This window comes from Arthrobacter sp. AQ5-05, assembly GCF_003287975.1.
Taxonomy (GTDB): Bacteria; Actinomycetota; Actinomycetes; order Actinomycetales; family Micrococcaceae; genus Paeniglutamicibacter.
The window spans coordinates 60,223-86,218 of the sequence record NZ_QMKQ01000004.1; the positions used below are offsets into that span (position 1 = coordinate 60,223).

At 68.5% G+C, this 25,996-nt stretch carries 21 protein-coding genes; 13 read left to right on the forward strand and 8 right to left on the reverse strand.

The genetic code is table 11. The annotated features are described in order from the left end of the window. Window positions 1–96 precede the first annotated feature (96 nt). Window positions 97–1,200, reverse strand: a complete 1,104-nt coding sequence (rsgA, locus tag DQ353_RS06020) for a ribosome small subunit-dependent GTPase A (RefSeq protein WP_113761881.1) — start codon at window positions 1,198–1,200, stop codon at window positions 97–99. Window positions 1,201–1,204: 4 nt separating this feature from the next. Continuing rightward, window positions 1,205–2,530, reverse strand: coding sequence for a 3-phosphoshikimate 1-carboxyvinyltransferase (gene aroA / locus DQ353_RS06025; protein ID WP_286166648.1), 1,326 nt, complete (start codon window positions 2,528–2,530; stop codon window positions 1,205–1,207). Between the two features lie 434 nt (window positions 2,531–2,964). Between aroA and DQ353_RS06030 the strand changes: the two genes are divergently transcribed. After that, the gene (locus tag DQ353_RS06030; protein WP_181578273.1) at window positions 2,965–3,618 is read left to right on the forward strand and encodes a sigma-70 family RNA polymerase sigma factor; all 654 of its coding nucleotides are present in this window, start codon (window positions 2,965–2,967) and stop codon (window positions 3,616–3,618) included. Further along, complete coding sequence (gene rsrA / locus DQ353_RS06035) at window positions 3,618–3,884, forward strand: mycothiol system anti-sigma-R factor (RefSeq protein ID WP_071213122.1); 267 nt, start codon at window positions 3,618–3,620, stop codon at window positions 3,882–3,884. Before DQ353_RS06030 ends, rsrA begins: the two co-directional genes overlap by 1 nt. A gap of 156 nt (window positions 3,885–4,040) precedes the next feature. On the opposite strand, the gene DQ353_RS22700 is transcribed toward rsrA, so the two are convergent. From DQ353_RS22700 to DQ353_RS06045, 3 genes are all read right to left on the reverse strand, one after another. Beyond that, window positions 4,041–4,115 (reverse strand): 50S ribosomal protein bL37, encoded by a 75-nt coding sequence (locus tag DQ353_RS22700; RefSeq protein ID WP_372342882.1) that lies wholly within the window; start codon window positions 4,113–4,115, stop codon window positions 4,041–4,043. Window positions 4,116–4,219: 104 nt separating this feature from the next. Further along, entirely contained in the window at window positions 4,220–4,825 is a 606-nt protein-coding gene (locus DQ353_RS06040) for a GDSL-type esterase/lipase family protein (RefSeq protein ID WP_071213123.1), read from the reverse strand. Between the two features lie 143 nt (window positions 4,826–4,968). After that, a complete protein-coding gene (locus DQ353_RS06045) occupies window positions 4,969–8,754 on the reverse strand; it encodes a multifunctional oxoglutarate decarboxylase/oxoglutarate dehydrogenase thiamine pyrophosphate-binding subunit/dihydrolipoyllysine-residue succinyltransferase subunit (RefSeq protein ID WP_113761884.1) in 3,786 nt (1,261 codons plus the stop codon). Between the two features lie 478 nt (window positions 8,755–9,232). Here DQ353_RS06045 and DQ353_RS06050 point away from each other — a divergent pair, with 478 nt between their 5' ends. The 6 genes from DQ353_RS06050 (at window position 9,233) to DQ353_RS06075 (ending at window position 15,131) form a co-directional block, all read left to right on the forward strand. After that, window positions 9,233–10,585, forward strand: a complete 1,353-nt coding sequence (locus DQ353_RS06050) for a hemolysin family protein (RefSeq protein WP_286166649.1) — start codon at window positions 9,233–9,235, stop codon at window positions 10,583–10,585. Then, entirely contained in the window at window positions 10,582–11,649 is a 1,068-nt protein-coding gene (locus tag DQ353_RS06055) for a hemolysin family protein (RefSeq protein WP_113761885.1), read from the forward strand. The genes DQ353_RS06050 and DQ353_RS06055 overlap by 4 nt, the downstream gene beginning before the upstream one ends. A gap of 71 nt (window positions 11,650–11,720) precedes the next feature. Continuing rightward, window positions 11,721–12,683, forward strand: coding sequence for a metal ABC transporter solute-binding protein, Zn/Mn family (locus tag DQ353_RS06060; RefSeq protein WP_113761886.1), 963 nt, complete (start codon window positions 11,721–11,723; stop codon window positions 12,681–12,683). Continuing rightward, window positions 12,673–13,518, forward strand: a complete 846-nt coding sequence (locus DQ353_RS06065) for a metal ABC transporter ATP-binding protein (RefSeq protein WP_286166650.1) — start codon at window positions 12,673–12,675, stop codon at window positions 13,516–13,518. Before DQ353_RS06060 ends, DQ353_RS06065 begins: the two co-directional genes overlap by 11 nt. Before the next feature lie 2 nt (window positions 13,519–13,520). Next, the gene (locus DQ353_RS06070; protein WP_113761887.1) at window positions 13,521–14,399 is read left to right on the forward strand and encodes a metal ABC transporter permease; all 879 of its coding nucleotides are present in this window, start codon (window positions 13,521–13,523) and stop codon (window positions 14,397–14,399) included. Window positions 14,400–14,627: 228 nt separating this feature from the next. Beyond that, the gene (locus tag DQ353_RS06075; protein ID WP_113762010.1) at window positions 14,628–15,131 is read left to right on the forward strand and encodes a cupin domain-containing protein; all 504 of its coding nucleotides are present in this window, start codon (window positions 14,628–14,630) and stop codon (window positions 15,129–15,131) included. 81 nt (window positions 15,132–15,212) lie between these two features. On the opposite strand, the gene DQ353_RS06080 is transcribed toward DQ353_RS06075, so the two are convergent. After that, complete coding sequence (locus DQ353_RS06080; RefSeq protein ID WP_113761888.1) at window positions 15,213–15,650, reverse strand: Fur family transcriptional regulator; 438 nt, start codon at window positions 15,648–15,650, stop codon at window positions 15,213–15,215. Between the two features lie 226 nt (window positions 15,651–15,876). Here DQ353_RS06080 and DQ353_RS06085 point away from each other — a divergent pair, with 226 nt between their 5' ends. After that, entirely contained in the window at window positions 15,877–16,557 is a 681-nt protein-coding gene (locus DQ353_RS06085; RefSeq protein ID WP_113761889.1) for an MBL fold metallo-hydrolase, read from the forward strand. A 35-nt stretch (window positions 16,558–16,592) separates the two neighbouring features. On the opposite strand, the gene DQ353_RS06090 is transcribed toward DQ353_RS06085, so the two are convergent. Further along, entirely contained in the window at window positions 16,593–17,615 is a 1,023-nt protein-coding gene (locus DQ353_RS06090; RefSeq protein ID WP_353616667.1) for a PLP-dependent cysteine synthase family protein, read from the reverse strand. Window positions 17,616–17,855: 240 nt separating this feature from the next. Here DQ353_RS06090 and DQ353_RS06095 point away from each other — a divergent pair, with 240 nt between their 5' ends. The 3 genes from DQ353_RS06095 (at window position 17,856) to DQ353_RS06105 (ending at window position 20,365) form a co-directional block, all read left to right on the forward strand. Beyond that, entirely contained in the window at window positions 17,856–18,713 is an 858-nt protein-coding gene (locus DQ353_RS06095) for a sulfurtransferase (protein WP_113761890.1), read from the forward strand. A 66-nt stretch (window positions 18,714–18,779) separates the two neighbouring features. Next, on the forward strand, window positions 18,780–19,940 hold the full coding sequence (locus DQ353_RS06100; protein WP_502696379.1) for an NAD(P)-dependent alcohol dehydrogenase: 1,161 nt from the start codon (window positions 18,780–18,782) through the stop codon (window positions 19,938–19,940). Then, window positions 19,937–20,365, forward strand: coding sequence for an HIT family protein (locus tag DQ353_RS06105; RefSeq protein ID WP_113761891.1), 429 nt, complete (start codon window positions 19,937–19,939; stop codon window positions 20,363–20,365). The genes DQ353_RS06100 and DQ353_RS06105 overlap by 4 nt, the downstream gene beginning before the upstream one ends. Before the next feature lie 153 nt (window positions 20,366–20,518). On the opposite strand, the gene hrpA is transcribed toward DQ353_RS06105, so the two are convergent. Beyond that, window positions 20,519–24,529 (reverse strand): ATP-dependent RNA helicase HrpA, encoded by a 4,011-nt coding sequence (gene hrpA / locus DQ353_RS06110; protein ID WP_113761892.1) that lies wholly within the window; start codon window positions 24,527–24,529, stop codon window positions 20,519–20,521. Between the two features lie 416 nt (window positions 24,530–24,945). Between hrpA and DQ353_RS06115 the strand changes: the two genes are divergently transcribed. Beyond that, complete coding sequence (locus DQ353_RS06115; RefSeq protein ID WP_113761893.1) at window positions 24,946–25,953, forward strand: ABC transporter substrate-binding protein; 1,008 nt, start codon at window positions 24,946–24,948, stop codon at window positions 25,951–25,953. Window positions 25,954–25,996 lie beyond the last annotated feature (43 nt).

Consider the following 25,996-nt stretch of genomic DNA (forward strand, 5'->3'; position numbering starts at 1 on the left):
CGCCCCGCCAACCTCGCAGGATGCCACCGGGGGCAGCAGTGAAAGCGGCGAACGGCCGCATGGCCGGGCCCGGAGGCCCGCCCGGGCGGCGCATGCTCAGGGTGCCCCGAGCTCCTTGGCCTCGGTGGTTTCGTCCTGGCCCAGCAGCCGGCGGTAGGAATCCAGCCGGGCGATGCCCACCGGGCCGGCCTCGCCGGATGCCACCCATGCATCCAGCGCGCACTTGGGCTCGGTGGCCTTGTGCGTGCAGCCGCGGGCGCACCGGTTGGCGACCGGAACCAGGTCGTCGAAGGCGTTGAGGATGTTCTCCGGGTCCACCAAGGCCAGCCCGAAGGAGCGGATGCCGGGGGTGTCGATGATCCATGAGCCGGCCGGGGCATCGTCGATGCGCAGCGCCAGGGCCGAGGAGGAGGTGTGGCGCCCGCGCCCGGTGACGGCGTTGACGTTGCCGGTGGCCCGCTGGGCGCCGGTGAGCGCGTTGACCAGCGTGGACTTGCCGACGCCGGAGTGCCCGATGACCACCGAGACCTTGGAGGCGAGCATCTCGCGCAGCTCCTCCACCGGGGTTCCGGCCAGCCGGGCCGAAAGCCCGTCGGCGGACCGCGCGTCGATGCCGGTGGCGGACTCGTCGGTGGTGCGCGAGACGACGATGTCGATGTCCAGGTGCCGGTAGTTTTCCAGGAACGGCTCCGGGTCGCGCACATCGGCCTTGGTGATGCACAGCAGCGGAGCGATGCCCGCGTCGAAGGCCGCGACGATGGCCCGGTCGATGAACCCGGTGCGCGGCTCCGGGTTGGCCGCTGCCACCACGATCACCAGCTGGTCCACGTTGGCCACCACGACGCGCTCGACAGGATCGGTGTCATCCGCGCTGCGGCGCAGCAAGGTGGAGCGGTCCTGGATACGCACCAGGCGGGCCAGGGTGTCCGGTTCCCCGGAGGTGTCTCCCACCAGTGCCACGAAGTCCCCGGGCACCACCGGGTTGCGGCGCAGCTCGCGGGCGCGGGCGGCGATCACGATCCGCTCCTGCTCGGTGTCCTCGTCGAGGATTGCGCGGTAGCGGCCGCGGTCCACCGTGATGATGCGTCCGATCAGCGCGTCCTCGTAGGCGGGGCGGTCCTTGGTGCGCGGTCGTGAGCCTTTTTTGTTGGGGCGGATGCGGACATCCGATTCGTCCCAATCCCGTGTGCTGCGTGTCATGTGCTTAGTGTGCGGCCTTTCCGCTGGCGGCCAGCGTGGTCCAAAGTTCGGGGAAGTCGGGCATGGTCTTGGCGGTGGTTCCGATGTCCAGGACCTTCACCCCGGGCACGGCCAGGCCGATGATGGCCCCGGCGGTTGCCATGCGGTGGTCGGCGTAGGTCGCGAACGCCCCGCCGTGCAGCGGTGCCGGTTCGATCAGCAGCCCGTCCGCCAGCTCGGTGGCGCTGCCGCCGAGCTTGTTGATCTCGGTCACGAGCGCGGCAAGCCGGTCGGTCTCGTGCCCGCGCAGGTGCGCGATGCCGGTGAGCCGGGAGGGGCCGCTGGCCAGGGCACAGATGGCCGCCAGCGTCGGGGCGAGCTCGGAGGCATCCGCATAGTCGATGCCGGAGATCTCCGCCGGGCCGGTGAGCTCCAAGGTGCCGTCCGCGTGGTGCGTGATGCTTGCGCCCATGCGGGTGAGGATGGTGCGCCACTGGTCACCGACCTGGGTGGTGGAGGCGGGCCACTGCGGGACGCGGACCGTTCCGCCGGTGACCATGGCCGCGGCCAGGAAGGGACCGGCGTTGGACAAATCCGGTTCCATGGTGCGTTCGAACGCGCTGATGGACCCGGGCTCGACCTTCCAGCTGCGCTCGTCGGGGCGGGTGACCACCACGCCGAGCTCGCGCAGCGTCGCCACGGTCATCTCGATGTGGTCGGGGCTGGCAATGCGGCCGGCGGCTGCGGTGATTTCCAGGCCGTGCTCGGTGCGCGCCGCCACCAGCAGCAGGGCGCTGACGAACTGCGAGGAACCCGAGGCGTCGACCGTGATCCGGCCCCCGGCCAGGGACCCGGTGCCGGTGACGGTGGCAGGCAGCAGGCCCGGTTCGCCGTGCCCGGCCAGCGGGACGCCGAGGTCGGACAGCGCGTTGAGCACCGGGGCCATGGGGCGCAGCCGGGCGTGCGGGTCGCCGTCGAAGGTGAAGGAACCGCGGGCCAGGGCCGCCAGCGGGGGAACGAAGCGCATGACGGTCCCGGCCAGCCCGCAGTCGATGTCGACCCGACCCATGTCGGTGCCCAGGTCCATGGGGGTGATGAGCAGCTCCAGGGTTCCGTCCGCCACCTGGCGGGTTTCGATGCCGGTGCCCAGGGCACGCAGGGCGCCGATCATCAGGTCGGAGTCGCGCGAGGCCAGCGCGTTGGAGATGCGCGAGGGGCCGTCGGCCAGGGCGGCGAGCAGAAGATACCGGTTGGTCAACGACTTGGACGCCGGAACGATGACGGTTCCGTCAACGGGGAGTTCTGGGTGCGGGGCGTCCCACGCGGTGTCCAGGGTGTCTTGGGTGCTCAACGGCTGCCTCCGGGTCTCGGGTGTGCCGCGGGATTTGGCCCGCGGCGGGGGATGGGGATCGGGAATGGGGGTCATGGGCGGTGGCGGCGCCGTTGCCGCCGGCGGTGGATTCGCGCCTGATGCGCAAAACCACCTGCGAAGGGGGAACACCTGGAGCCGGTGCCGCTGGGGGCCGGGCCCGTGGGCCGGCGATCGGTGTCCCCTCGTGGCCCCAATTCTAGCCGCAGGCGGGGCCCGGGCGTGGAATAGAGTCGCGGGCTTGCGTGTTACCTCCTGTATGGCGTGAACCGCGCAACGCGCAACAACCGCTGGCGCGGGCAGCTGCGCCATCGTCGAACAATGATTCCAAGGCAAGAGGCGGAGGACATATGGGAGTATTGCAGCTCGAAGCCCCGGCCCCGAGTGCGTCGCGGCTACGCGTAGACTGGGCCGTGATGACCGAGAATATACAGGGCACCGACACTGTACCGGTAGCCGATGAGACCGAAGCACAACGCCGCGAGCGCTTCGAGCGCGACGCACTGCAATATGTCGACCAGCTCTATTCCGCGGCCATGCGCATGGCGCGCAACCCCGCGGATGCCGAGGACCTGGTCCAGGAGGCCTACACCAAGGCGTATTCGGCCTTCCACCAGTACAAGCCCGGGACCAACCTGAAGGCCTGGCTGTACCGGATCCTGACCAACACCTACATCAACCTCTACCGCAAGCGACAGCGCGAGCCGCTGCGCACCGGGACGGACACCGTCGAGGACTGGCAGATGGCCAAGGCCGCGGAGCACACGCCCGCAGGGCTGCGCTCGGCCGAGGTCGAGGCCCTGGACCACCTGCCGGACTCGGACGTGAAAAACGCGCTGCAGTCCATTGCCGAGGAGTTCCGGTTGGCGGTGTACTTCGTGGACGTCGAGGGCTTCCCCTACAAGGATGCCGCGGAGATCCTCGGTGTGCCGATCGGCACGGTGATGTCGCGGTTGCACCGGGGACGAAAACAATTGCGAGAATTGCTCGCCGACTATGCGCATGAGCGCGGGATCGGTGTGGCACAAAGGACCCAAGGGGCACCCACGCCCGGAGCGGAGAAGAAATAATGGGGGACTGCCAGTCATTGGGAGACTGCGACGACAAACGGATCGTGCGTCTGTACGAGTACCTTGACGGAGCATTGTCGCTGCAGGACCTCTCGGAGGTCAAGGCCCACTTGGAGCACTGTGCCGAGTGCACCGAGGAATACGACCTGGAGTGCATCATCCGCTCCGTCGTGCGACGCAGCTGCCAGGAGATCGCGCCGGACACGCTGAAGTCGAAGATCATCACCCGCATTTCCGAGATCCGCGTCGAATCGGGCCACGCCTAGACACGTCGGCGACATCAATCCACGCCCGCCACCAGGCACGCAAGAGGGCCGGAGTCCGTTTCATCGTCAGCTGACGATCAACGGGCTCCGGCCCTCTGGTCTTCCGGGTGAGGCGTTCCTGCGGTCTGTGCCCGCCGGAACACCGCCGCGTCCGGGCTAGGTGTTGGGGCGCTTGCCGTGGTTGGCTCCGCCGCGCTTGCGATCCTTACGCTTACGTGAACGTTTGCTCATGTGAGGACTCCTTTGCAATTCCTGGTCCCAAGTTGGACTTTCCCCAGTCTGTCATAAACACACGGCCGGGCCCAAGAATACAAGTACGCCGCGAGAAAAACGTGTCAGCCGGCCCCGGGCTCGGGCAGCCCCAGCCACGAGTACCAGCCGCGGTGCAGCACCAGCCAGGCCATCAGCCCGTAGCCGGCCTGCCCGGGCAGCCCGCCGTTGACCGAGAGGTCGTTGCGCCACTGGGCGTGGTTCTGCAGCGGGGTGAAGGTGTCCACGTAGTGGTGCTTGCGGCGCGTGGCCACATCCGCGTAGACGTGGGAGAGCTCGGCCAGGCGCGCATTGCGTTCCGGGTCAAGCCCGGGGGCCGGGCCCACGACCAGGGCCTTGATGCTCATCTGCGAGGCGGAGTCCAGGATGTTGGCCAGGTTCAGCCGGGAGCGGGCGGTGGACAGGCCCAGGTCCAGGTCGCGGTCCGAAAGCGCGATGACCAGGCGGTTGTCGACGTTCTCGCCGAAGCGGCGGGAAGCCTCGTCGAACCAGCGGGTGCTCAGGGCCTCGGTGCCTTCCCCGGGTGCGGCCAGCGTGTAGCTTTCGATGCGGACCTCGGTGTTGGAGGTGCGTGCCAACACCCGTCCGTACCAGCCCAGTGCCCGCGGATCCCCGTGACCGGCCAGGAGCTCGTCGCCGATGGCGGTAAGTCGAATAGTGCGGTATTCCACGAAAGACCTTTCTCAGGGCGCGTACGCACCAACATTAGCAGTCGGTTAAGCGACCTCGGGGCGGGACACCGTCGATGTCCCGCCCCGAGGGCAATTTCCGCGGTCACATCACCTCGTGGGTGCGGACCGCCCGGCATCGGACCCTAGCGGGTGAACGCCTCGGTGATCAGGCGCGCCTGCTGGTCCTCGTGGCGCTTGTGCGTGCCGGTGGAGGTCGCCGCCGATGCCTTGCGCGAGACCAGGCGCACGGCCTTGCCCAGCTCGGCCGGCAGGTTCAGGCCGACGAACGGCCACGGACCCTGGTTGGCGGGCTCGTCCTGTGCCCAGACGAGCTCGGCGTTCGGGTACTTGGCCGCCTCGGCCGCGATCGCCTCGGCGGGCAGCGGGTAGAGCTGCTCGACGCGCACGATTGCGGTCTTGGTGTCGTTGGCCTTGGTGCGGGCCGTTTCCAGATCGTAGTACAGGCGCCCGGAAACCAGCAGCACGCGATCGACGTCGGCCGGGTTCAGGTTGGCCGTGTCGGGGATGACCTCCTGGAAGGTGCCCGTGGTGAAGTCCTCCACCGACGAGGCCGCTGCCTTCAGGCGCAGCAGCTGCTTCGGGGTGAAAATCACCAAGGGCTTGCGCGGACGGGCGTAGGCCTGGCGGCGCAGCAGGTGGAAGTGGTTGGCGCCGGTGGACGGCTGGGCCACGACCATGTTGTTCTCCGCGCACATCTGCAAGAAGCGCTCGATGCGGGCCGAGGAGTGGTCCGGGCCCTGTCCCTCGTAGCCGTGCGGAAGCATCATGACCAGCGAGGAGCGCTGGCCCCACTTCTGCTCGGCGGAGGAGATGAACTCGTCGATGACGGTCTGGGCGCCGTTGACGAAGTCGCCGAACTGGGCCTCCCAGAGCACCAGGGCGTCAGGGCGCTCGACCGAGTAACCGTATTCGAAGCCCAGGGCCGCGTATTCGCTCAACAGCGAGTCGTAGATCCACAGCTTCGCCTGGTCTTCGGCCAGGTTCAGCAGCGGGTACCACTCGTCTCCGTTGAGGCGGTCGTGGAAGACCGCGTGGCGCTGCACGAAGGTGCCGCGTCGCGAGTCCTGGCCCGCCAGGCGGACCGGCACGCCTTCCATGGACAGGGTGCCGAAGGCGGCGATTTCCGCCATGCCCCAGTCGATCCCGCCCTCGCGGCTCATCTTCTCGCGGCGCTCCAGGAGCACCTTGAGTTTCGGGTGGACGGTGAAGTCCTCCGGGATGGCCAGGTGGGCGGCGCCGATGTGCGCCAGGGTCTCGGCGGTGATGGCCGTGGCCTTGGCGTCGATCGAGGCTGCCTCGTCCTCGCGCTGGGCCGCGGGCAGCTCCAGATCGTGGATGGCCGAGGTGCCCGGGGTGATCACCGGGATCGGGGAGGTCTGCGCCGCGTGGGTCTCGGCGAAGACGCGCTCCAACCGCTGCTGGTAGTCGCGCAACGCCTGGTCGGCCTCGTCCTGCGTGATGTCGCCGCGGCCGACGAGGGCCTCGGTGTACAGCTTGCGGGTCGAGCGCTTGGCCTCGATGAGGTTGTACATCATCGGCTGGGTCATCGACGGGTCGTCGCCCTCGTTGTGGCCACGGCGGCGGTAGCACACCATGTCGATGACGACGTCCTTGTTGAAGCGCTGGCGGTAGGCGAAGGCCAGCTGGGCCACGTGGACCACGGACTCCGGCTCGTCGCCGTTGACGTGGAACACCGGTGCCTGGACCTGCTTGGCCACGTCCGTGGCGTACACGCTGGAGCGCGAGTCGGTCGGGGCGGTGGTGAAGCCGACCTGGTTGTTCACGATCACGTGGATCGTGCCGCCGGTCTTGTAGCCCTCGAGCTGGGAGAGCGTCAGGGTCTCGCCGACCACGCCCTGGCCCGCGAATGCTGCATCGCCGTGCACGAGGATCGGCAGGACGTTGAAGTCCTTGGATCCGGCGCGGTCCTGCTTGGCGCGCACGATGCCCTCGAGGACCGGGTTCACGGCTTCGAGGTGCGAGGGGTTGGCTGCCAGGTAGACCTTGGTCTGGTTGCCCTGGTCCGAGGTGAAGGAACCCTCGGTGCCCAGGTGGTACTTCACGTCGCCCGAGCCCTGGACCGAGCCCGGGGTCGCGGTGCCCTCGAATTCGCGGAAGACCTGTGCGTAGGTCTTGCCGGCGATGTTGGTCAGCACGTTCAGGCGGCCGCGGTGGGCCATGCCGATGGCGACCTCTTCCATGCCGGCGTCGGCGGCGTCGGACAGGATGCCGTCAAGCAGCGGAATCAGGGATTCGCCGCCCTCCAGGGAGAAGCGCTTCTGGCCGACGAACTTGGTCTGCAGGAAGGTCTCGAAGGCCTCCGCGGAGTTCAGCTTGGCCAGGATGCGCAGCTGCTCTTCGCGGGTCGGCTTGGTGTACGGGTGCTCCAGTTCGTCCTGGAACCACTTGCGTTCCACCGGATCCTGGATGTGCATGTACTCGATGCCGATGGTGCGGCAGTAGGCGTCGCGCAGCACCCCGAGGATGTCGCGCAGCAACAGGCGGTCGGCCCCGCCGAAGCCGCCGGTGACCCATTCGCGGTCCAGGTCCCACAACGTCAGGCCGTAGGTCTGGATGTCCAGGTCCGGGTGGCGGCGCTGGACGTACTCGAGCGGGTTGGTGTCGGCCATCAGGTGGCCGCGCACGCGGTAGGAGTGGATCAGCTGCTGGATGCGGGCGATCTTGTTGACCTGCAGCTCGACGTCGACCTGGTTGTCGACCGCCCAGCGGACCGGCTCGTAGGGGATGCGCAGCGCTTCGAAGATCTCGTCGTAGAAGCCCTGCTCGCCCAGCAGCAGCGACTCGACGAGCTTGAGGAACTCGCCGGAGCCGGCGCCCTGGATGACGCGGTGGTCGTAGGTCGAGGTCAGCGTGATGACCTTGCCCACGCCCTGCAGGGCAACGGTCGACTCGGCGGCGCCGCGGAAGGCGGCCGGGTACTCGAGGGCGCCGACGCCCACGATGGTGGCCTGGCCCTTGGACAGGCGCGGCACCGAGTGCACGGTGCCGATGCCGCCGGGGTTGGTCAGCGAGACCGTGGTGCCGGCGTAGTCGTCGGCGGTGAGCTTGTTGGCGCGGGCGCGCTTGATCAGGCCTTCGTAGGTCTCCCAGAATTCGGAGAAGGACAGGGTTTCCGCTGCCTTGATGTTGGGAACCGCAAGCATGCGCGAGCCGTCGGGCTTGGGCATGTCGATGGCGATGCCGAAGTTCACGTGGGCCGGCTGGATCGCCATCGGCTTGCCGTCGATCTCGGCGTAGGTGACGTTCTGCGAGGGGAAGAGCTTCAGGGCACGGATCACGGCGAAGCCGATGATGTGCGTGAAGGAGATCTTTCCGCCACGGGCGCGCTTGAGGTGGTTGTTGATGACCACGCGGTTGTCGATCAGGGCCTTGGCCGGGACCGCACGCACCGTGGTGGCCGTCGGAACGGTCAGCGACTGCTCCATGTTGGTGGCGATGGCCTTGGCCGGGCCGCGCAGTTGGGTGCGCTTTTCCTCGCCCGATGCCGAGCTGCCGGTGCCCTTGGGCAGCTGCGCCGGGATCGGCTGGGACTTGGTGGCCGGTGCCGGGTCGGCCGGGACGCGCGGTGCGGCTGCAGCGGCGGAACCTGCGGTGGAGGATTCCGCGGAGGCGCTGGGGGTGGTCCCGGTGACGTCAACGACGCGGGCCTGTGTTGCGGCGCGCGGTGCGGCAGGAGGGGCAGCCGGTGCCGGGGCCGGGGTTGCCGCGACCGGAACCTCCGCTGCCGGGGGTGCGGCGGCCTGGTCCGAATTGAGGGACGCGAAGATGTCCCACCATTTCTTGTCTACCGAGTTCTTGTCCTTGAGGAACTGTTGGTACAGCTCATCGACTAGCCATTCGTTCCCGCCGAACTCTTCGGTGAGTCGGTGGTGCGATTGATCTGGCACGGTATTACGCCTCTTCTCCCTGTATTTCCGTTTGTCTAAGCGCCTTCGAGCGGAAACCCGTCACGAGGGCATAGTTCTAGACCTGCTAAGTAGTCTAGTGACAAATCTCCGCCGGATGGGAACCAATGAGCCGGTTATCACATGCGTGGCGCGTCGAGCGGCGATTCAAGCGACCGGCCTCACACCCTGCGCCGCCGGTGCATTATTCGGGTCGCGGGGGGACCGCTTGCGGCGGTGCCCGGCCCGGGGCGCGGAGCATGTCCTCAAGTCGCGGTTCAGATACACTGGCATTGTTATGGACAGCCACTCTCTGTGCCGGCCAGTCGTGAAATCACGCGGTGCCGGCCACACATGTCATTGCTCGCCCAGTTCGGTCTCCCCATCGGAGCCTTCTTGTTGCCGGCGCACACACCCTAGATTTCCGGGCCTCGGCTTTTCCGCCACCCGAGTCCCCGCCGCCGGGGCGGTGAAACACTAGATGGAATGGTTGCTGCTGGCCGTTGGCCTGCTGCTGATCCTGGGCACCGGTTTCTTCGTCGCCGTCGAATTTTCCCTCGTCGCCCTCGACCAGGCCAACGTGCAGGAAGCCGTCGATGCGGGGGACACCAAGGCCATCGCCTTGCTGCACTGCCTCAAGTCCCTCTCCACCCAACTATCCTCCTGCCAGCTGGGCATCACCCTGACGACGCTGCTGACCGGCTACGTCATCGAACCCTCGGTGGGCAAGCTGCTCCAGGGCCCGCTGCTGGCCCTCGGGCTCGGGGACTCCGCCGTTCCGGTGTCCCTGGTCGTGGCGATGCTGCTGGCCACGCTGCTGTCGATGGTCATCGGCGAACTGGTCCCGAAGAACCTGGCCATCGCCAAGGCCTTCGACATCGGCCGCGCGCTCGCCCGGCCGCAATTGATCTTCACCGCCATCTTCAAGCCGGCCATCGTCCTGCTCAACGGCTTCTCCAACAAGGTCTTGCACCTGTTCGGGCTCGAGGTCAAGGAAGAGATCTCCGGGGCGCGTTCCCCGGCCGAGCTGGTCTCGCTGGTTCGCCGCAGCGCGGCAATGGGCACCCTGGACAAGGACGCGGCGCTCTTCGTTGACCGCACCGTGCGCTTCTCCGAGCGTTCGGCCGCCGACGTGATGACCCCGCGCACCCGGATGCAGACCATCGAGCACACCGCCCACGTCCAGGAGGTCATCGAGCTGGCGAAGAAGACCGGGTACTCCCGCTTCCCCGTCACCGACGGCTCCTCCGACGAGATCAAGGGCGTGTGCCACGTCAAGACCATCATTGCCATCCCGCGCGACAAGCGGGCAGGCAAGGAGGTCGGCGAGAACAAGACCCCGGTGATCTTCGTCCCGGAAACCGTGCACCTGGACACGTTGTTGGTGCAGCTGCGCGGCGCAAACCTGCAGATGGCGATCGTGCTTGACGAATATGGCGGAACAGCCGGAATGGTCACCTTGGAAGACCTGATTGAGGAAATCGTCGGCGAAGTCGCCGACGAGCACGACTCCGCGGGGCCCGAGGTGCGCCAACTGCCCGACGGCTCCTGGATGATCCCGGGCATGTTCCGCCCGGACCAGCTCAACGAGCTCATCGGCGAGGTCGAGATCCCCGACGATGCCGCCTACGAAACCGTGGGCGGGTTCGTGATGGCCGAACTGGGCCGGATCCCGTTCCTCGGCGACGAGGTCGACACCGAGGGCGGTGCGTTCACCGTCACCGCGCTGGACAAGCGCCGCGTCGCGGAACTGCACTTCGTGCCGCGCCCGCCGACGGTGTCCAGCGCGTCCTCGGCCGCCAGCCCGGACGAAGCGGCGGAGGGACGGGCATGAACGACTTTTCCGGCCTGCTTTGGCTGATTGTCCTGTTGCTGGGCAACGCGTTCTTCGTCGCGGCGGAATTCGCCGTGATGTCCGCCCGCCGCTCCCAGATCGAACCGCTGGCCGACGCGGGGGACAAGCGTGCGATCCGCGCGCTGAAGGCCATGGAGTCGGTCTCCATCATGCTCGCGGTCTGCCAGCTGGGCATCACCGTGTGCTCGCTGCTGATCCTGAACGTCGCCGAACCGGCCATCCACCACCTCTTCGTGGTGCCGCTGCAGTTCCTGGGCCTGACCGAGGCGCTGGCCGGGTCCATCGCGTTCCTGCTGGCGCTGCTGATCGTCACCTTCCTGCACGTGACCTTCGGCGAGATGGTGCCGAAGAACATCTCGGTGTCGATGGCCGACAAGGCGGTGCTGTTGCTGGCCGGGCCGCTGTTGTGGCTCTCGGTGGGCGTGCACCCGATCGTGGTTTCGCTGAACTGGATCGCCAACCGCTTCCTGCACCTGATGGGGATCGAGCCCAAGAACGAGGTGAACTCCGCATTCACCGCCGCCGAGGTGGCCTCGATCATCGCTTCCTCGGCGCGCTACGGCACGCTGGAGGCCGACGACGCGATCATGCTGCGCAAGGCGCTGGAGTTCTCCGACCTCACCGCCGCCGCCACCATGGTCGGCCGCGACCAGGTCGTCGCCCTGGAACAGGGCACCACGGTGCAGGAGTTCGAGCGCACCGTGGGCCGGACCGGCTTCTCGCGCATCGTCATCGCCCGGGACGGGGAATTCGTGGGCTACTGGCACATGAAGGACGTCATGGCGCTGCCCGACGAGCGGTACCGCGAACCGGTCACCGACATCGAGCTGCGCCCCATGGGCGTGGTGGCCGGTGATGCGGAGATCGAGGATGCGATGGAGCAGATGCGTGCCGACGGCAAGCACCTGGCCCGCGTCGTCGACGAAACCGGCGCCACCCTGGGGATCCTGTTCCTGGAGGACGTGCTGGAGCAGCTGGTCGGCGAAATCGACGACCAGAACCAAAAGCGCGGCATCCGCCGGGAAAACCGCAGCGCCCAATAATGCGAATGACTCGCAATTGAGATAGTCTGGGGTCTGTTGGTTTTCCCCCCGAAAGGTCCCGTACGCACCGCATGAACAAACCACTTCGCGCCCTCGCGGCCGCCGCCTGCCTCCTGTTGCTCTCCGCCTGCGCCACCGCGCCGGCGGGCCAAGACGCACAACCCGGCGGTGCCGGCCCGGTGCTCGAGGTGGTGGCATCGACCTCGGTGTATGCCGACGTGGCCCGGGCGGTAGGCGGGTCGGCGGTGAGCGTGCGCGCGATCGTGGACAAGACCTCCCAGGACCCGCACTCCTACGAGGCCACCGCGCGCGACAAGCTTGCGGTCTCCAAGGCCGATGTCGTCATCGCCAACGGCGGGGGATACGACCCGTTCATGGACGCGCTGGCCCAGGGCCTTTCGCTGCCCGACGGCGCGATGATCCACGCGGCGGACTTCCAGGCCGGGCACGGCGACGCCGCCGGTGCGACCGAAGCCGCAGCGCAGGACCACACCGGGCACGACCACGCGGAGGGCAACGAACACGTCTGGTACGACGTGCACACCGTCGGAGCGCTGGCCCGCGGCCTGGCCGCCGAGTACTCCAAGCTCATGCCCGGCAAGTCCGCGGCTTTCACGGCCGCGGCCGACGCCTTCGACAAGCGCATCGATGAGCTGGCCGGGCGCATCGACGCGTTGCGGGCCACCGCGGAAGGCAAGAAGTTCGCGATGACCGAACCGCTGGCCTACTACCTGCTCAGCGATGCCGGGATGGTCGACGGAACCCCCGCCGGCGTCAGTGCCGCGATGGAAGCCGGCGAGGACGTGCCTCCGCTGCTGCTCAAGAAGCTGGCCGAAGGGCTCGAATCGCACGAGTTCGCGGTGCTGGCGCTGAACACCCAGACCTCCGGGCCGCAGACCGAGAAGGTCGGCGCGCTGGCCGTATCCGCCGGGGTCCCGGTGCTGGACCTGACCGAAACCCTGCCCGAGGGGCAGGATTACATCACCTGGATGGAATCGAACGTGCAGCAACTCGAGGTGGCCCTTGGCCGCTAGCCCCAGCCCCGTGCCGGGCACCCCGGTAAACCCCGCACCCGAACCGGTGGTGCGCCTGCGCGGCGCGTCGCTGCGCTTCGGCGACCGCCTGCTCTGGGACGGACTGGACCTGGACATCGCCCCGGGCGAATTCCTGGCCGTGCTGGGCCCCAACGGGTCCGGCAAGACCACCATGCTGCGCACCCTGATGGGCCTGCAGGAACTGTCCTCCGGCACCGTCGAGGTTGCCGGGCGGCCCGCGACCCGCGGCTCCCGCCAGGTCGGCACCATCCCGCAGCAGCGCTCCTTCGACGACAACACCCCGCTGCGCGCCCGCGACCTGGTGGCCCTGGGCATCGACGGACACAAGTGGGGGATCCGGCTGGGCCGGGCGAAGATGCGCAAGCGCGTGGACGAGCTGTTGGAACTGGTCGGGGCCACCGCCTACGCCGACCGCCCCGTCGGGGTCCTCTCCGGCGGCGAGCAGCAGCGGCTGCGCGCGGCCCAGGCGCTGGCCGACGACCCGCGGCTGCTGTTGTGCGACGAACCGCTGCTCTCCCTGGATTTGCACCACCAGCAGGCGGTCTCCTCGCTGATCCACCGCCAGGCCTGCGACCACGGGGCGGCGGTGGTCTTCGTGACCCACGAGATCAATCCGATCCTGCAATACGTCGACCGGGTGCTGTACCTGGCCGGCGGGCGCTTCCACGTCGGGACCCCCGAGGAGGTCATGAGAAGCGAGGTGCTCTCCGAGCTCTACGGCAGCCCCATCGAGGTCTTCGAGTCCAACGGCCGCATCGTGGTGGTCGGGATGCCCGAGACCGTGAACCACGCCCACCCGCACCAAGGAGCCTGAGCATGGACCTGACAGAGATCTGGAGCACCGTCTTCAGCTTCCAGGACTACGCGGAGATCCTGCCGCTGGTGTCCAATTCGCTGATCGCCGGGGCCCTGCTGGGCCTGGTCGGCGGGATGATCGGCATCTTCGTGATGCTCCGCGACATGGCCTTCGCCGTGCACGGCATCGCCGAGCTCTCCTTCGCCGGGGCCGCGTTTGCGCTGCTCATCGGGGCCAACGTGGTCGTCGGCTCCCTGATCGGATCGGTGCTGGCCTCGCTGGTGCTGGGCCTGATGGGCGCCGCCGCCAAGGACCGCAACTCCATCATCGGGGTGCTGATGCCCTTCGGGCTGGGCCTGGGGATCTTGTTCCTGGCGCTCTACCAGGGCCGCAGCGCCAACAAGTTCGGCCTGCTCACCGGGCAGATCGTCGCCGTGGACACGGTCCAGCTGGGATTGCTGGCGGTGTGCTCCCTCATCGTGATGGTCGCGCTGCTGGCCATGTGGCGCCCGCTGACCTTCATTTCCGTGGACCCGGCCGTGGCCGCGGCCCGCGGCGTGCCCGCCGGCCGGCTCTCGGTCGCGTTCATGGTGGTGCTCGGGCTGGCCGTGGCGCTGTCGATCCAGGTGGTCGGCGCGCTGCTGGTCCTGGCCCTGCTGATCACCCCGGCCGCGGCGGCCATCCGGGTGACCTCCAACCCCGTGCTCACCGTCAGCCTCTCGGTGGCCTTCGCCATGACGTCGGTGGTGGGCGGCATCCTGCTGGCGCTGGCCGGGTCGCTGCCGATCAGCCCCTACGTCACCACGATCTCGTTCCTCATCTATGTGGTGTGCCGGCTCATCGCCTGGCGCCGGGACCGGGTGCGGCACTCCGAGAAGATGGCGGCCGTGGCCGCCTGAGGCCCGCGTCGGTCCGCCGGCCCGTCGAACCACCAGGCGAAGGCGTGTGCCCGGTTCCCCGTTGCGGGGCCCGGGCGCACGCCTTCGCCGTATCCGGTGCCAGCGGTAACGGGGTAGCCGCCCGGGGGGCCGAAAACGAGGGGTTGACTCCGTGGCAGGATCGCCCCAGTCTTGTCGTGGGATTCGGGTTCCGGATCCGGTGCCACATCAGTGAACGAGGCGAGTCCCGTGGACACGAACAAGGAATTGCAAGCCATCATCCGCCAGCCCGGGGAAGGGGAACGGCGCTGGTTCTTCGGCGGCGGGGTGCACATCTGGAAGGCCACCGAGGAGCAGACCGCCGGTGCCTTCCTGCTCTTTGAGGACCGGCTTCAGAAGGGCAAGGACACGCCCCTGCACACGCATCCGGAGTCGGACGAAACGATGATCGTGCTCAGCGGCGAGATCGTGATGCACCTGGACGGCCGGGAATCGAGGATCGGTGCCGGCGGCCTGGCGATGGCGCCGCGGGGGATGCCCCATGCGTTCAAGGTGACCGAGGACGGAACGCGCGTGCTGTGCCTGCACACCCCCGGGGTCTGCCAGGCGTTCTACCTGGAGGCCAGCGTGCCGCTTCAAGACGGCGATCCGGGTACCGGAGAAGTCGATTTCGGCCGGGTGATGGAATCGGCACGGCGCAACGGGGGCATCGAGATCCTCGGTCCCTCCCCGTTTGCCGCCCCGGAGGCCTGATCGGGATCCGGGTTTCCCGGCTTGCTGGAACCGGCGCGACGGCGGGGAAAGTCCGGTGGTGCCGGGACGGCAGGTGGCCGTCTAGCTGGTCCCGGCCGCCTGGCTTGCCGAGCAGGCCGGGCAGAGCCCGTAGATCTCCACGGTGTGGGTGGGTTCGGTGAAGCCGTTTTCCTCGGCGACCCGGGCCGCCCACTTTTCCACCGCGGGGGCCTCGACCTCGACGGCCTTGCCGCAGGTCCGGCACACCAGGTGGTGGTGATGGTGCTCGATGACGCACTGGCGATACATGGCCTCGCCCTCGTTGTTGCGCAGCACATCCACCAACCCGTCCTCGGCCATGGACAGCAATAGCCGATAGACCGTGGCGAGGGAGACCTTGTCGCCCTCGCCGAGCAGCCAGCGGTGCAGTTCCTGTGCCGTCACGAAGTCATCGACCTGGCCCAGCGCGGCATTCACTGCCAGGCGCTGCTTGGTCACCCGCTGTTCGGTTCCTCGCCGCGTGGTCGCAGGATTCGTCATGTGTTGGAGCACTCCTTGAAAGATCGGCACTGCGTCCACACGCTGCGCACCTTGGGGCCGGCTGAAGAACAGCGTCAGGGGCACGCCTCGGGCGGACACCTTGAGTTTACCAGCGGGCCCCCGCGGCGGGCGGTTCCGCGCCCGGCACCGCGGGGCGGACGGGCAGGAGCCGGGCAGGGGGCCCGCCCCCTATGCAGCACCCGCGCCCCCTGCCTAGGCTGGGGCCATGGAGATCACCAAGTTCAACCATTCATGCATCCGCGTCAGCTCCGGGGGACGGTCGCTGGTCATCGACCCGGGAACCTTCTCACCGCTGGAGCTTGCGCTCCAGGGTGCCGAGGCCATCCTGGCCACCCACGTGCACGCCGACCACCTGGACCTGGACGCCGTGGTGGCGGCCATGGGGCGCGAGAAGCAGCTGGCCTTCCACGGACCGGCGGCCCTTGCCGCGTCCTTGCTGGCCGCCGCCACCGAGGCGGGGGTCGCCGATGCCGCGGCGCGGATCCACGGCACCGGGCCGGGCGAGCACTTCGAGGCCGCGGGGATGGAAATCTCCACGCACGGCGGGATGCACGCGGTGATCCACCATTCGCTGCCGGTCGTGGCCAACATCGGCTACTTCGTGGACCGGACGCTGTACCACCCGGGCGACAGCTACCAGGTGCCCGAGGGGATCGAGGTGGAAACGCTGCTGGTTCCGGCCCATGCCCCGTGGGCGAAGATCGGGGAGACCATCGAGTTCCTGTCCATGGTCAACGCGGCGGACAACATCCCGATCCACGACGGGCTGCTCAACGCCCGTGGCCTGTCCCTGGTGGACGGGCACCTGGGCAGGGTCGCCGCGGAGCACGGGTTGGGCTACCGCAGGATCCCCAACGGGACCCCGGTGGTGCTGGGGGAGCGCTGACCCGCGAAACCCCGGAGTCCCGGAGTCCCGGGCGGCTACTCCCAGCGGCCGGTTTCCAGCAGGCGTTCGATCCGGCCGGCGTAGGGTTCCGGGTCCAGCCCGGCGGCCTTGAGCCAGCCGGCGTCGTAGTAGGAGGTCGCGTAGCGCTCCCCGTTGTCGCACAACAGCGAGACGACCGACCCCTTCTCGCCCGCGGCGAGCATGTTCGCCACGACCTGCCAGGCCAGCCAGAGGTTGGTCCCGGTCGAGGGCCCGGCGCACAGGTGCGCGAAGTCCTGCAGGTGGCGCATCGCCGCCACCGAGGCGGCATCGGGCACCGTGGCCATGAAGTCGATGACCCCCGGCACGAAGCTCGGTTCCGGGCGTGCCCGGCCGATGCCCTCGATGCGGCTGGCCGTCCCGGTGGCGGCACCCGCGTCGCCCCCGGAAACCGCTGCCTGCCAGGCCGGCAGGAACGCCGAGCCCTCGGGGTCCGCGACGGCCAGGCGCGTGGAATGGCGGTGGTAGCGGGCGTAGCGGCCGATGGTTGCCGAGGTGCCGCCGGTTCCGGCGCCCACCACGATCCAGGACGGCACCGGGTGCTCCTCCATGGCCAGCTGCTGGAAGATCGACTCGGCGATGTTGTTGTTCCCGCGCCAGTCGGTGGCCCGCTCGGCGTAGGTGAACTGGTCCATGTAGTGCCCGCCGGTGGCCGCGGCCAGCCGCTCGGACTCCGCATACACGCTCGAGGGGTCATCGACCAGGTGGCAGGTCCCTCCCGTGGCCTCGATCAGCGCGATCTTCTCCGGGGAGGTCCCCGCGGCCATCACCGCGATGAACGGCAGGCCCAGGAGCTTGGCGTAGTACGCCTCGGAAACCGCGGTGGAGCCGGAAGAGGCCTCCACGATCGTGGTTCCCTCGGTGATCCAGCCGTTGACCAGGCCGTAAAGGAACAAGGAGCGCGCCAGCCGGTGTTTGAGGCTGCCGGTGCGGTGCGTCGACTCGTCCTTCAGGTACATCTCGATGCCCCACGCGCGGGGCAGCTCGAGCTTGTGCAGGTGGGTGTCGGCCGAGCGCATCGACTCGGCCTCGATGGTGCGCACCGCCGCATCGACCCACGAGCGGGAGGAGGAGGGACGGGGCAGCGAAACCAGGGGTGTTGTATCCACCCGAGCAAGCCTACCGAACCGCAGTGCGGCGCGAGGCCCGACGCGCGGCGGGCAGTGGGCGCCGGGTGGTGGACGGCGGGCGGGGAACTAGGCTGGAGCCCATCAAGGGGCCCGCGGGCCGAGGTCGCGAGTGAAGGGACGCCGCCGCACATGGGCGAGGAACGAAAGACATTGATCCAGGCCGGGGAGCTGGCCGCACTGCTGGAGTCCAATCCGGATACCGTGCTGCTGGATGTGCGCTGGGCGCTGGGGGATGCACACGGCCGGGACCACTACGAGGCCGGGCATGTCCCCGGGGCGCTCTTCGTCGACATGGAAACCGAGCTCTCGGCAACTCCGACCCCGCAGGCCGGCCGCCACCCGCTTCCCGAGGCGCACGACCTTGCCGCCACGGCCCGCCGCTGGGGCATCAACGGGGACTCGACGGTCGTGCTCTACGACGGAACCGGCGGGTTGGCAGCGGCCCGCGGCTGGTGGCTGCTGCGCCACGCCGGCGCCGCCGACGTCCGGGTGCTGGACGGGGGACTGCAGGGCTGGAAGGCCGCCGGGCACGTGCTGGAAACCGGGACCAACACCGTGGCCCCGGGCAACGTCCGCCTGGGCTGGGGGCACATGCCGGTGATCGACATCGATGCTGCCGCCGCGTTCCCGGGACACGGGATCCTGCTCGATTCCCGCGCCGCGGAGCGCTACCGGGGCGAGGTCGAGCCGATCGACCCGCGTGCCGGGCACATCCCCGGGGCACGCAACCGCCCCACCACCGAGAACCTGGACGCCGACGGGCACCTGCTGGCACCGGAGCTGCTGGCCGCGGCCTTTGCGGAGCTTGGCGTGCGGCCCGGCGCCGGGGCGCACGAGGTCGCGGCCTATTGCGGCTCGGGTGTCACCGCCGCGCACCAGGTCCTCGCGCTGGAAACCATCGGGGTGCATGCCGCGCTGTACCCCGGGTCCTGGTCGCAATACGGTTCCGATGCCGCCCGGCCCGCCGCCACCGGACCCACCCCGTGAGCGGCCGGATCCCGGCGTGAGGCGCGGCCGCTGGCTCCGGGCCCGGGGCAGAGGTAGGTTCGAAGCATGATTGGTCGACCGAAACCCCCGCCCCTTGACACCGCCGCCAGGCTGCACGAGCGCGAACGCACCCGGGGCCCGGCCGCGGCCATGGCCCCGGAGGCGGTGCCGGCGCTGGGCATCGCACGGGCCGGAGGGCCGGTGGTGCCGATGCTGATCCACCGCCGCGAACCGGGCCCGCGCGACGTGGTCATCGAGATCGAATTCTGCGGGCTGTGCCATTCCGACGTGCACACCGGGCGCGGGGAATGGGGCGCCAAGCGGCTGCCGCTGGTCCTCGGGCACGAAATGGTCGGCATCGTCTCGCAGGCCGGCGACGCGGTGACGGACCTGGAGGTCGGCACCCGGGTGGGGGTCGGCTGCCTGGTGGATTCCTGCCGCGAATGCGCCGAATGCCGCGCCGGCCTGGAGCAGTTCTGCACCAAATCGGTGGCGACCTACGGCGGGCACGACGCCCGCACCGGCGAATACACCCAGGGCGGCTACTCCACGCGCATCGTGGTGGATGCCGGCTACGTGCTGCGGATCCCCGCGGCGCTGGATCCGGCCGCGGCCGCCCCGCTGCTGTGCGCCGGGATCACCACCTACTCGCCGCTGCGCCACCACAACGTGGGGCCCGGCAGCCGCGTGGGGGTCCTGGGCCTGGGCGGGCTGGGGCACATGGCCGTGAAGCTGGCCGTCGCGATGGGCGCGCAGGTCACCGTGCTGACCCGCGGGAACGCCAAGCACGACTCGGCGCTGGCCCTGGGCGCGCGCACGGTCATCGACACGCTGGATGCGGCCGCGATGCGGGGGAGCCGCGACTCCCTGGACCTTCTCATCGACACGGTCTCGGCCCCGCACGACGTGGGGCCCTACCTCAAGGCCCTGCGCCGCGACGGCGCACTGGTCCAGCTTTCGCTGCCCGATGGCCCGATGCCGGGGTTCGACACCCGGGAGCTGGTCCACAAGCGGCTAAGCTACACCGGGTCGTTGATAGGCTCGATCGCGCAGACCCAGGAAATGCTCGACTTCTGCGCCGAACACCAGGTGGCGTGCGAGATCGAGTTGACCGGGGCGAAGCACATCAACGAGGCGTGGGACCGGATGGTCGCCGCCGACGTGAAATACAGGTTTGTCCTGGATGCCGCCACCTTGCGCGGCACCGACCACATGGAGGGTGCATGAGCACGCTGTTTACCAAGATCATCGACGGCCAGATCCCCGGGCGCTTCATCTGGAAGGACGAGCACTGCGTCGCGTTCCTGACCATCGGGCCGATCACGCACGGTCACACCCTGGTGGTGCCGCGCGTGGAACTCGACAAGTGGACCGAGGCCCCGGCCGATTTGATGACACACCTGATCGATGTGGCGGGCAAGATCGGCCGCGCCCAGGTCCGCGCGTTCGCCTCCGCGCGTGCGGGGCTGATGATTGCCGGGTTCGAGGTCCCGCACCTGCATGTGCACGTGTGGCCGACCAACTCGCTGGCCGACTTCGACTTGGCGCGGGCCGACACCGACCCGGATCCTGCCACGATGGACGCCAACGCGGCCAAGCTGCGGGCGGCGCTGCGCGAGGACGGCCACGGGGACCTGGTTCCCGAGGCCTGAGGCCTGAGGCCCGATACCCGGGGACCGGTGCCCGGTGCTGATTCCTGCGGCCGGTACCCGCAACGCAGACGAGGCTGCCCGGTTCGACCACGTGGTTGAACCGGGCAGCCTTTGTCTTCCGTGGTTTGTCGTCCGCGGTTTGCCATCCAAGGGCTACCTGGCCGCGGCCAGCCCCTCGCGCATGGCCGTGCGGATGCGCTTGGCGGACACCGAGTAGGCGGTGCCCAGTTCCTGGGCAAAGAGCGAAACCCGGTATTCCTCCAGCATCCACTTCACCGCAGCCAGCTGTGCCGGGGTGCGCATCCCGGGGACCAGCTGGCCGAGCGCGGCATCGTACTCGTCCTCCAGCGACTGGATGTCCAGGGTTGCGGCGTTGTCGCGCGCCAGGTTCCCGGTGCCGAGCTTTTCCAGCCGCTTCTCGATGGCGGTGATGTAGCGCGGCAGCTGGGCCAGCTGCGCGTAGCCGGTCTTGGCCACGAACCCCGGGTAGACCAGCTGCTCGAGCTGGGACTTCACGTCGTTCAAGGCGTTGACCAGCGCCAGCGAGGACGCCGACTTGATGTCCTTCTGGATCCGCCGGGTCCCGGAAAGCACCTTCTCCACGATCGCGGTCACGGTGAAGACCGTGTCGATCAGCTCCGCGCGCACCTTCTCGTACAGGGCGTCGAACGCCGCCTTGGTGAAGGGCAGGGCGGCCGGGACCAGCTTGTCCACCGCGGCCATGGTGCAGTCGCGGATCAGTGCCTCGACGCTTCCGTGCGGATTCTGCGTGAAGACCAGCTTTTCGGTGTTGTTCAGGTGGTCAAGGACGTACCGGGAGGGCGAGGGGACCTTGAGCAGCAGCAGCCGGATGACTCCGGTGCGGTGGGCGGCCATTTGCTCGGCCGGGTTGCGGAAGACCGTCAGGCGCACGTCGGTGCCCGTATCCAGCAGCGCCGGATAGGCGGTGACCTGTTGCCCGGCGACCTCGGTGACGACCTTTTCGGTGATCGACCCGGCCAGGCCGAGCCCGGTGTCCCAGTCCCCCAGCCCGGTGCGTTCCCACACCGTGGTGGCCACGGCCGTCGCGCCGCCGGGCCGTGAAGCGGACTTCTGCCCGCGGCCCTTCGTGTTCTCTGCCGGGCCCCGTGTCTGGCCCGATGCAGCGCCCGGGGCCCGGCCCGATGCGTTGCCGGAGGCGGCCGCGGAGGGCAGCGCGGCGCCGGGCTTGATGCCCAGCGAGCGTGCCAGGGCCGAGCGGTTGGCGGCGGCCAGCGTCTGCTGCAGCACGGCCAGCTCCTGGGACTCGTCCAGGATCTTCGCCTCGGCGTCGATGACGGTGAAGGTGAAGCGCAGGTGCGGCGGCAGCGCGTCCCAGTTCCAGGAACCGGGCGGAATCACCACGCCCTTGAGCCGGCGCAGCACCAGCTCCAGGGAGGCAGCCAGGTCGTCGGTCTCCGGGTTGAAGTCGGACTCCAGTGCGGCCACGGCGGTCCGGGCCACGTCGGGGGCGGGGACGAAGTTCTTCCGGATGGCCTTGGGCAGCGACTTGATCAACGCGGTCACCAGCTCGACCCGCAGCCCCGGGATCAGCCAGCGGAAACGCACCGGGTCCAGCTGGTTCAGGAAGAGCACCGGGACGCGCACCGAGACGCCGTCGGATTCCCCGGCGCGGGCGGCAGGGTTGTACTCGTAGACCAAATCCAGGTCCAGGGTGCCGTGGCGCCAGGTGCGCGGGTAGGCGTCGGTGTCCAGCTCGGTGGGATCGGCGGCCAGCATGTCCTCCGGGTTGAAGTCCAGCAGCGTCGGGTCCTCGTGCCGGGCGGCCTTCCACCACCTGTCGAAGTGCCGTTCGGAGAGCACCTCGGGTCCCAGGCGCGCATCGTAGAACTCGAAGAGGTCCTCGTCGCTCACGCGCAAATCGCGGCGGCGCATCCGGGTCTCGAGCTCCTCGATGTCCTCGAGCACCCGGCGGTTGCGGGCGAAGAACTTGTGGTGGGTCTTCCAATCGCCCTCCACCAGCGCATGGCGGATGAACAGCTCGCGGCAGAGCTCCGGGTCAACGCGCGAGTACTGGATGCGGCGCCGCGGCACGATGGTCAGTCCGAAGAGCGTGAGCTTCTCATAGCTCATGACGGCTCCGGAGTTCCGGGACCAGTGCGGCTCGGAGTAGCTGCGCTTGAGCAGCTCCCCGGCGACCTCCTCGACCCACTTGGGATCCAGGCGCGCCACGGTGCGGGCCCAGAGCCGGGAGGTTTCCACCAGCTCGGCGGCCATGACCCACTCGGTGTTCTTGCGCGAGAGCGCCGAGCCGGGGAAGACCGAAAAGCGCGTGCCGCGGGCGCCGACGTATTCGCGCTTGCGTTCGTCCCAGGAGCCCACGTGGCCCAGCAGCCCGGAGAGCAGTGAGATGTGGATGGCGTCCTCGTTGGCGGCGGCGTCCACCGGATCCGGGGAGATGGTGATGCCCAGCGGCTTGGCGAGCTGGCGCAGCTGGGTGAACAGGTCCTGCCATTCGCGCACACGCAGGTAGTTGATGTATTCGTTCTTGCACAGTCGGCGGAAGGCCGAGGAGGAGAGCTCCCTCTGCTTGTCGGCCAGATAGCGCCAGAGGTTCAGCAGCGAGGAGAAGTCCGACTTCGCGTCGGTGAAGCGCTTGTGCATCTCCGCGGCGCGTTCCCGCTTGCCGGTTTCCTCGCTGGGGCGCTCGCGCGGGTCCTGGATGGACAAGGCGGCGGCGAGCACCATGACCTCCTTGGCGCATCCCCGGTTCCCCGCCTCCACGATCATCCGGCCCAGGCGCACGTCGACCGGCAGCTGCGCCAGCGACTTGCCGATGGTGGTGATGGTGGCCTCGGTGCCGGTGTCCAGGGCGCCGAGCTCGCGCAGCAGCGCCACGCCGTCGTTGATCGACTTGGCATCCGGCGGCTGGACGAAGGGGAAGTCCGCGACGTCGTGCGCGGTACGCACCACGCCCATCGAGCTCATCTGCAGGATCACCGCGGCCAGGTTGGTGCGCAGGATCTCCGGGTCGGTGAACTCGGGGCGGGTCTCGAAGTCCTCCTGCGAGTACAGGCGGATGGCAATGCCGTCGGACACCCGCCCGCAACGGCCCGAGCGCTGGTTGGCGCTGGCCTGCGAGACCCGTTCGATGGGCAGGCGCTGGACCTTGGTGCGGTGCGAGTAGCGCGAGATGCGGGCGGTGCCGGTGTCGATGACGTACTTGATGCCCGGCACCGTCAGCGAGGTCTCCGCGACGTTGGTGGCCAGCACGATGCGCCGGTTCCGCCCCGGCTTGAACACCTGGTGCTGTTCGGCCAGCGAGAGCCGGGCAAACAGGGGCAGGATCTCGGTGCCGGCCAGGCGCTTGTTGGTCTGCACACGGGCCCGCAGCACCTCGGCGGCGTCGCGGATCTCGCGCTCGCCGGGGAAGAAGATCAGGATGTCCCCGGGTGCCTCCTTGGCCAGTTCGTCCACGGCCTCGGCGATCGCGTCCAGCGGGTCGCGGTCCTCCACCTGGGCGTCGGGGTCCAGCTCGTCTTCGTCCATTCCGTCGGCAGGGTTCAGCGGACGGTAGCGCGTTTCGACGGGGAAGGTGCGCCCGGAGACCTCGATGATGGGTGCCGGAACGGGCTCTTCGCCCTGGATGCCGGGTGCGGCGAAGTGCTCGGCGAAGCGCTGCGGATCAATGGTGGCGGAAGTGATGACGATCTTCAAATCCGGGCGCTTGGGCAGGATCCGACGCAGGTAGCCCAGCAGGAAGTCGATGTTGAGGCTGCGTTCGTGGGCCTCGTCGATGATGATCGCGTTGTACTTCTTGAGCAGCTTGTCGCGCTGGATCTCTGCCAGCAGGATGCCGTCGGTCATCACCTTGACCTTCGTGGCGCGCGAGACCTCGCCGGTGAAGCGGACGTGGAAGCCGACCTCGGCTCCGATGGTGGTGCCGAGTTCCTCCGCGATGCGTTCGGCCACGGTTCGGGCGGCCAGGCGGCGCGGCTGGGTGTGACCGATCATGCCGCGTTCGCCCAGACCCAGCTCCAGGAGCATCTTGGGCAGCTGCGTGGTCTTGCCGGAGCCGGTTTCGCCGGCGACGATGACCACCTGGTTGTCCTTGATGGCTTTTTTGATGTCGTCGCGTCGGGCGGAAACGGGCAGGGCTTCGGGATAGGAAATCGTCAGGGCCATGATGACTCAAGTCTATGCCAGTGCCACCCGCGAATCCTCCGGCCGCAGCCCCGGTGCCCGCGGCGCGCGCGGGGTGCCGCAATTGCCGGGTCCGCGGGCCCGCTCCCGGGGGTAGAAAGAGTCAAAACACGGCTTTGTCCACGGTACCGTCTGATTCTCGAGACGCAGGGATACCAATTGTCTGATTTGCGGGAATTCTTCATGAAAGATGCACGATGGCAAGATGAATGTTCGATGGTTTGTCTTGTATTTCATACCAGATGGAAGAAATGTGAGTAGGTTCACATGTAGTATCAAGGGAATTCATGAGGAGAACTTCCTGCCGATCGGCCGAGGTTGGGCTAATCCTGAAAACGCCCTTGTGCGGCCTTGGCGGCGCACCGGGAATGACACTCGCACGTCGTGAAAGGAACACAATGAAATTCATCAAGTCCGTACAGATCGCAGCCGGGGTCGCTGCCACCGCATTGGTGCTCACCGCATGCGGTGGATCCACCACCCCCGAGGCCACCGGCTCCTCCGAGGCCGCCGGCCCGGTGACGATCGGCATTGCCCAGTACGTGTCCCACCCGTCGCTTGACGCCGTGGTCACAGGCTTCAAGAAGGGCATGGCGGACGCCGGCTACTCGGGCGACGACAAGGTCAAGTACGACTTCGCCAACGCCCAGGCCGACCAGGCCACCAACACCTCGATCGTGGGCAAGTTCGCTTCCGACAAGGACATGGACCTGGTCCTGGCCATCGCCACCCCGACGGCCCAGGCCGCCGCCCAGTCGATCACCAAGATCCCCGTGCTCTTCTCCGCGGTCACCGACCCGATGGAAGCCAAGTTGGTCTCCAGCCTCGAGGCACCCGGCGCCAACGTCACCGGCACCTCGGACAAGAACCCGGTCAAGGAACAGCTCGAACTGCTCAAGAAGATCAAGCCGGACGCCAAGACCGTGGGCATCGTCTACTCCTCGGGCGAGGTCAACTCCGGCGTCCAGGTCCAGTGGGCCAAGGATGCCGCAGCGGAATTGGGCCTGACCATCGAGGAGAAGGCCATCTCGGCTTCCTCCGAGGTCCAGCAGGCAGCCTCGGGCCTGGACGTCGACGCGTTCTACGTCCCGACCGACAACGCCGTGGTTTCGGCGCTCGAAGGCCTGCTGCAGACCGCTCAGGACAAGAAGATCCCGGTAATCTCCGCCGACGGCGAGTCCGTCAAGCGCGGCGCGACCGCCACCTACGGCCTGAACTACGAGAAGCTCGGCGAGCAGACCGCAGCCATGGCAGTGAAGCTGCTCAAGGGCGAGGCCAAGCCGGAAACCATGCCGGTTGAGACCATCACCAAGGTCGAGCTCTACCTGAACACCACCGCGGCGGAGAAGATCGGCCTGACCTTCCCGGCAGACCTGCTCTCCGAAGCCGCGGAAACCTACAAGTAAACACGACCGCAACACGGTCCAAACCCCGGTGGCCGGTCGGTCT

Bases quoted from the DNA above. Each gene is read 5' to 3' on its own strand.
- DQ353_RS06060 (WP_113761886.1), top strand. From the start codon at position 11,721: ATGAACAAACCACTTCGCGCCCTCGCGGCCGCCGCCTGCCTCCTGTTG.
- rsrA (WP_071213122.1), top strand. From the start codon at position 3,618: ATGGGGGACTGCCAGTCATTGGGAGACTGCGACGACAAACGGATCGTG.
- DQ353_RS06085 (WP_113761889.1), top strand. From the start codon at position 15,877: ATGGAGATCACCAAGTTCAACCATTCATGCATCCGCGTCAGCTCCGGG.
- rsgA (WP_113761881.1), bottom strand. From the start codon at position 1,200: ATGACACGCAGCACACGGGATTGGGACGAATCGGATGTCCGCATCCGC.
- DQ353_RS06070 (WP_113761887.1), top strand. From the start codon at position 13,521: ATGGACCTGACAGAGATCTGGAGCACCGTCTTCAGCTTCCAGGACTAC.
- DQ353_RS06100 (WP_502696379.1), top strand. From the start codon at position 18,780: ATGATTGGTCGACCGAAACCCCCGCCCCTTGACACCGCCGCCAGGCTG.
- DQ353_RS06055 (WP_113761885.1), top strand. From the start codon at position 10,582: ATGAACGACTTTTCCGGCCTGCTTTGGCTGATTGTCCTGTTGCTGGGC.
- DQ353_RS06030 (WP_181578273.1), top strand. From the start codon at position 2,965: ATGACCGAGAATATACAGGGCACCGACACTGTACCGGTAGCCGATGAG.
- hrpA (WP_113761892.1), bottom strand. From the start codon at position 24,529: ATGGCCCTGACGATTTCCTATCCCGAAGCCCTGCCCGTTTCCGCCCGA.
- DQ353_RS06090 (WP_353616667.1), bottom strand. From the start codon at position 17,615: ATGCGCTCGGCCGACACCCACCTGCACAAGCTCGAGCTGCCCCGCGCG.
- DQ353_RS06050 (WP_286166649.1), top strand. From the start codon at position 9,233: ATGGAATGGTTGCTGCTGGCCGTTGGCCTGCTGCTGATCCTGGGCACC.
- DQ353_RS06105 (WP_113761891.1), top strand. From the start codon at position 19,937: ATGAGCACGCTGTTTACCAAGATCATCGACGGCCAGATCCCCGGGCGC.
- DQ353_RS06080 (WP_113761888.1), bottom strand. From the start codon at position 15,650: ATGACGAATCCTGCGACCACGCGGCGAGGAACCGAACAGCGGGTGACC.
- DQ353_RS06095 (WP_113761890.1), top strand. From the start codon at position 17,856: ATGGGCGAGGAACGAAAGACATTGATCCAGGCCGGGGAGCTGGCCGCA.
- DQ353_RS06115 (WP_113761893.1), top strand. From the start codon at position 24,946: ATGAAATTCATCAAGTCCGTACAGATCGCAGCCGGGGTCGCTGCCACC.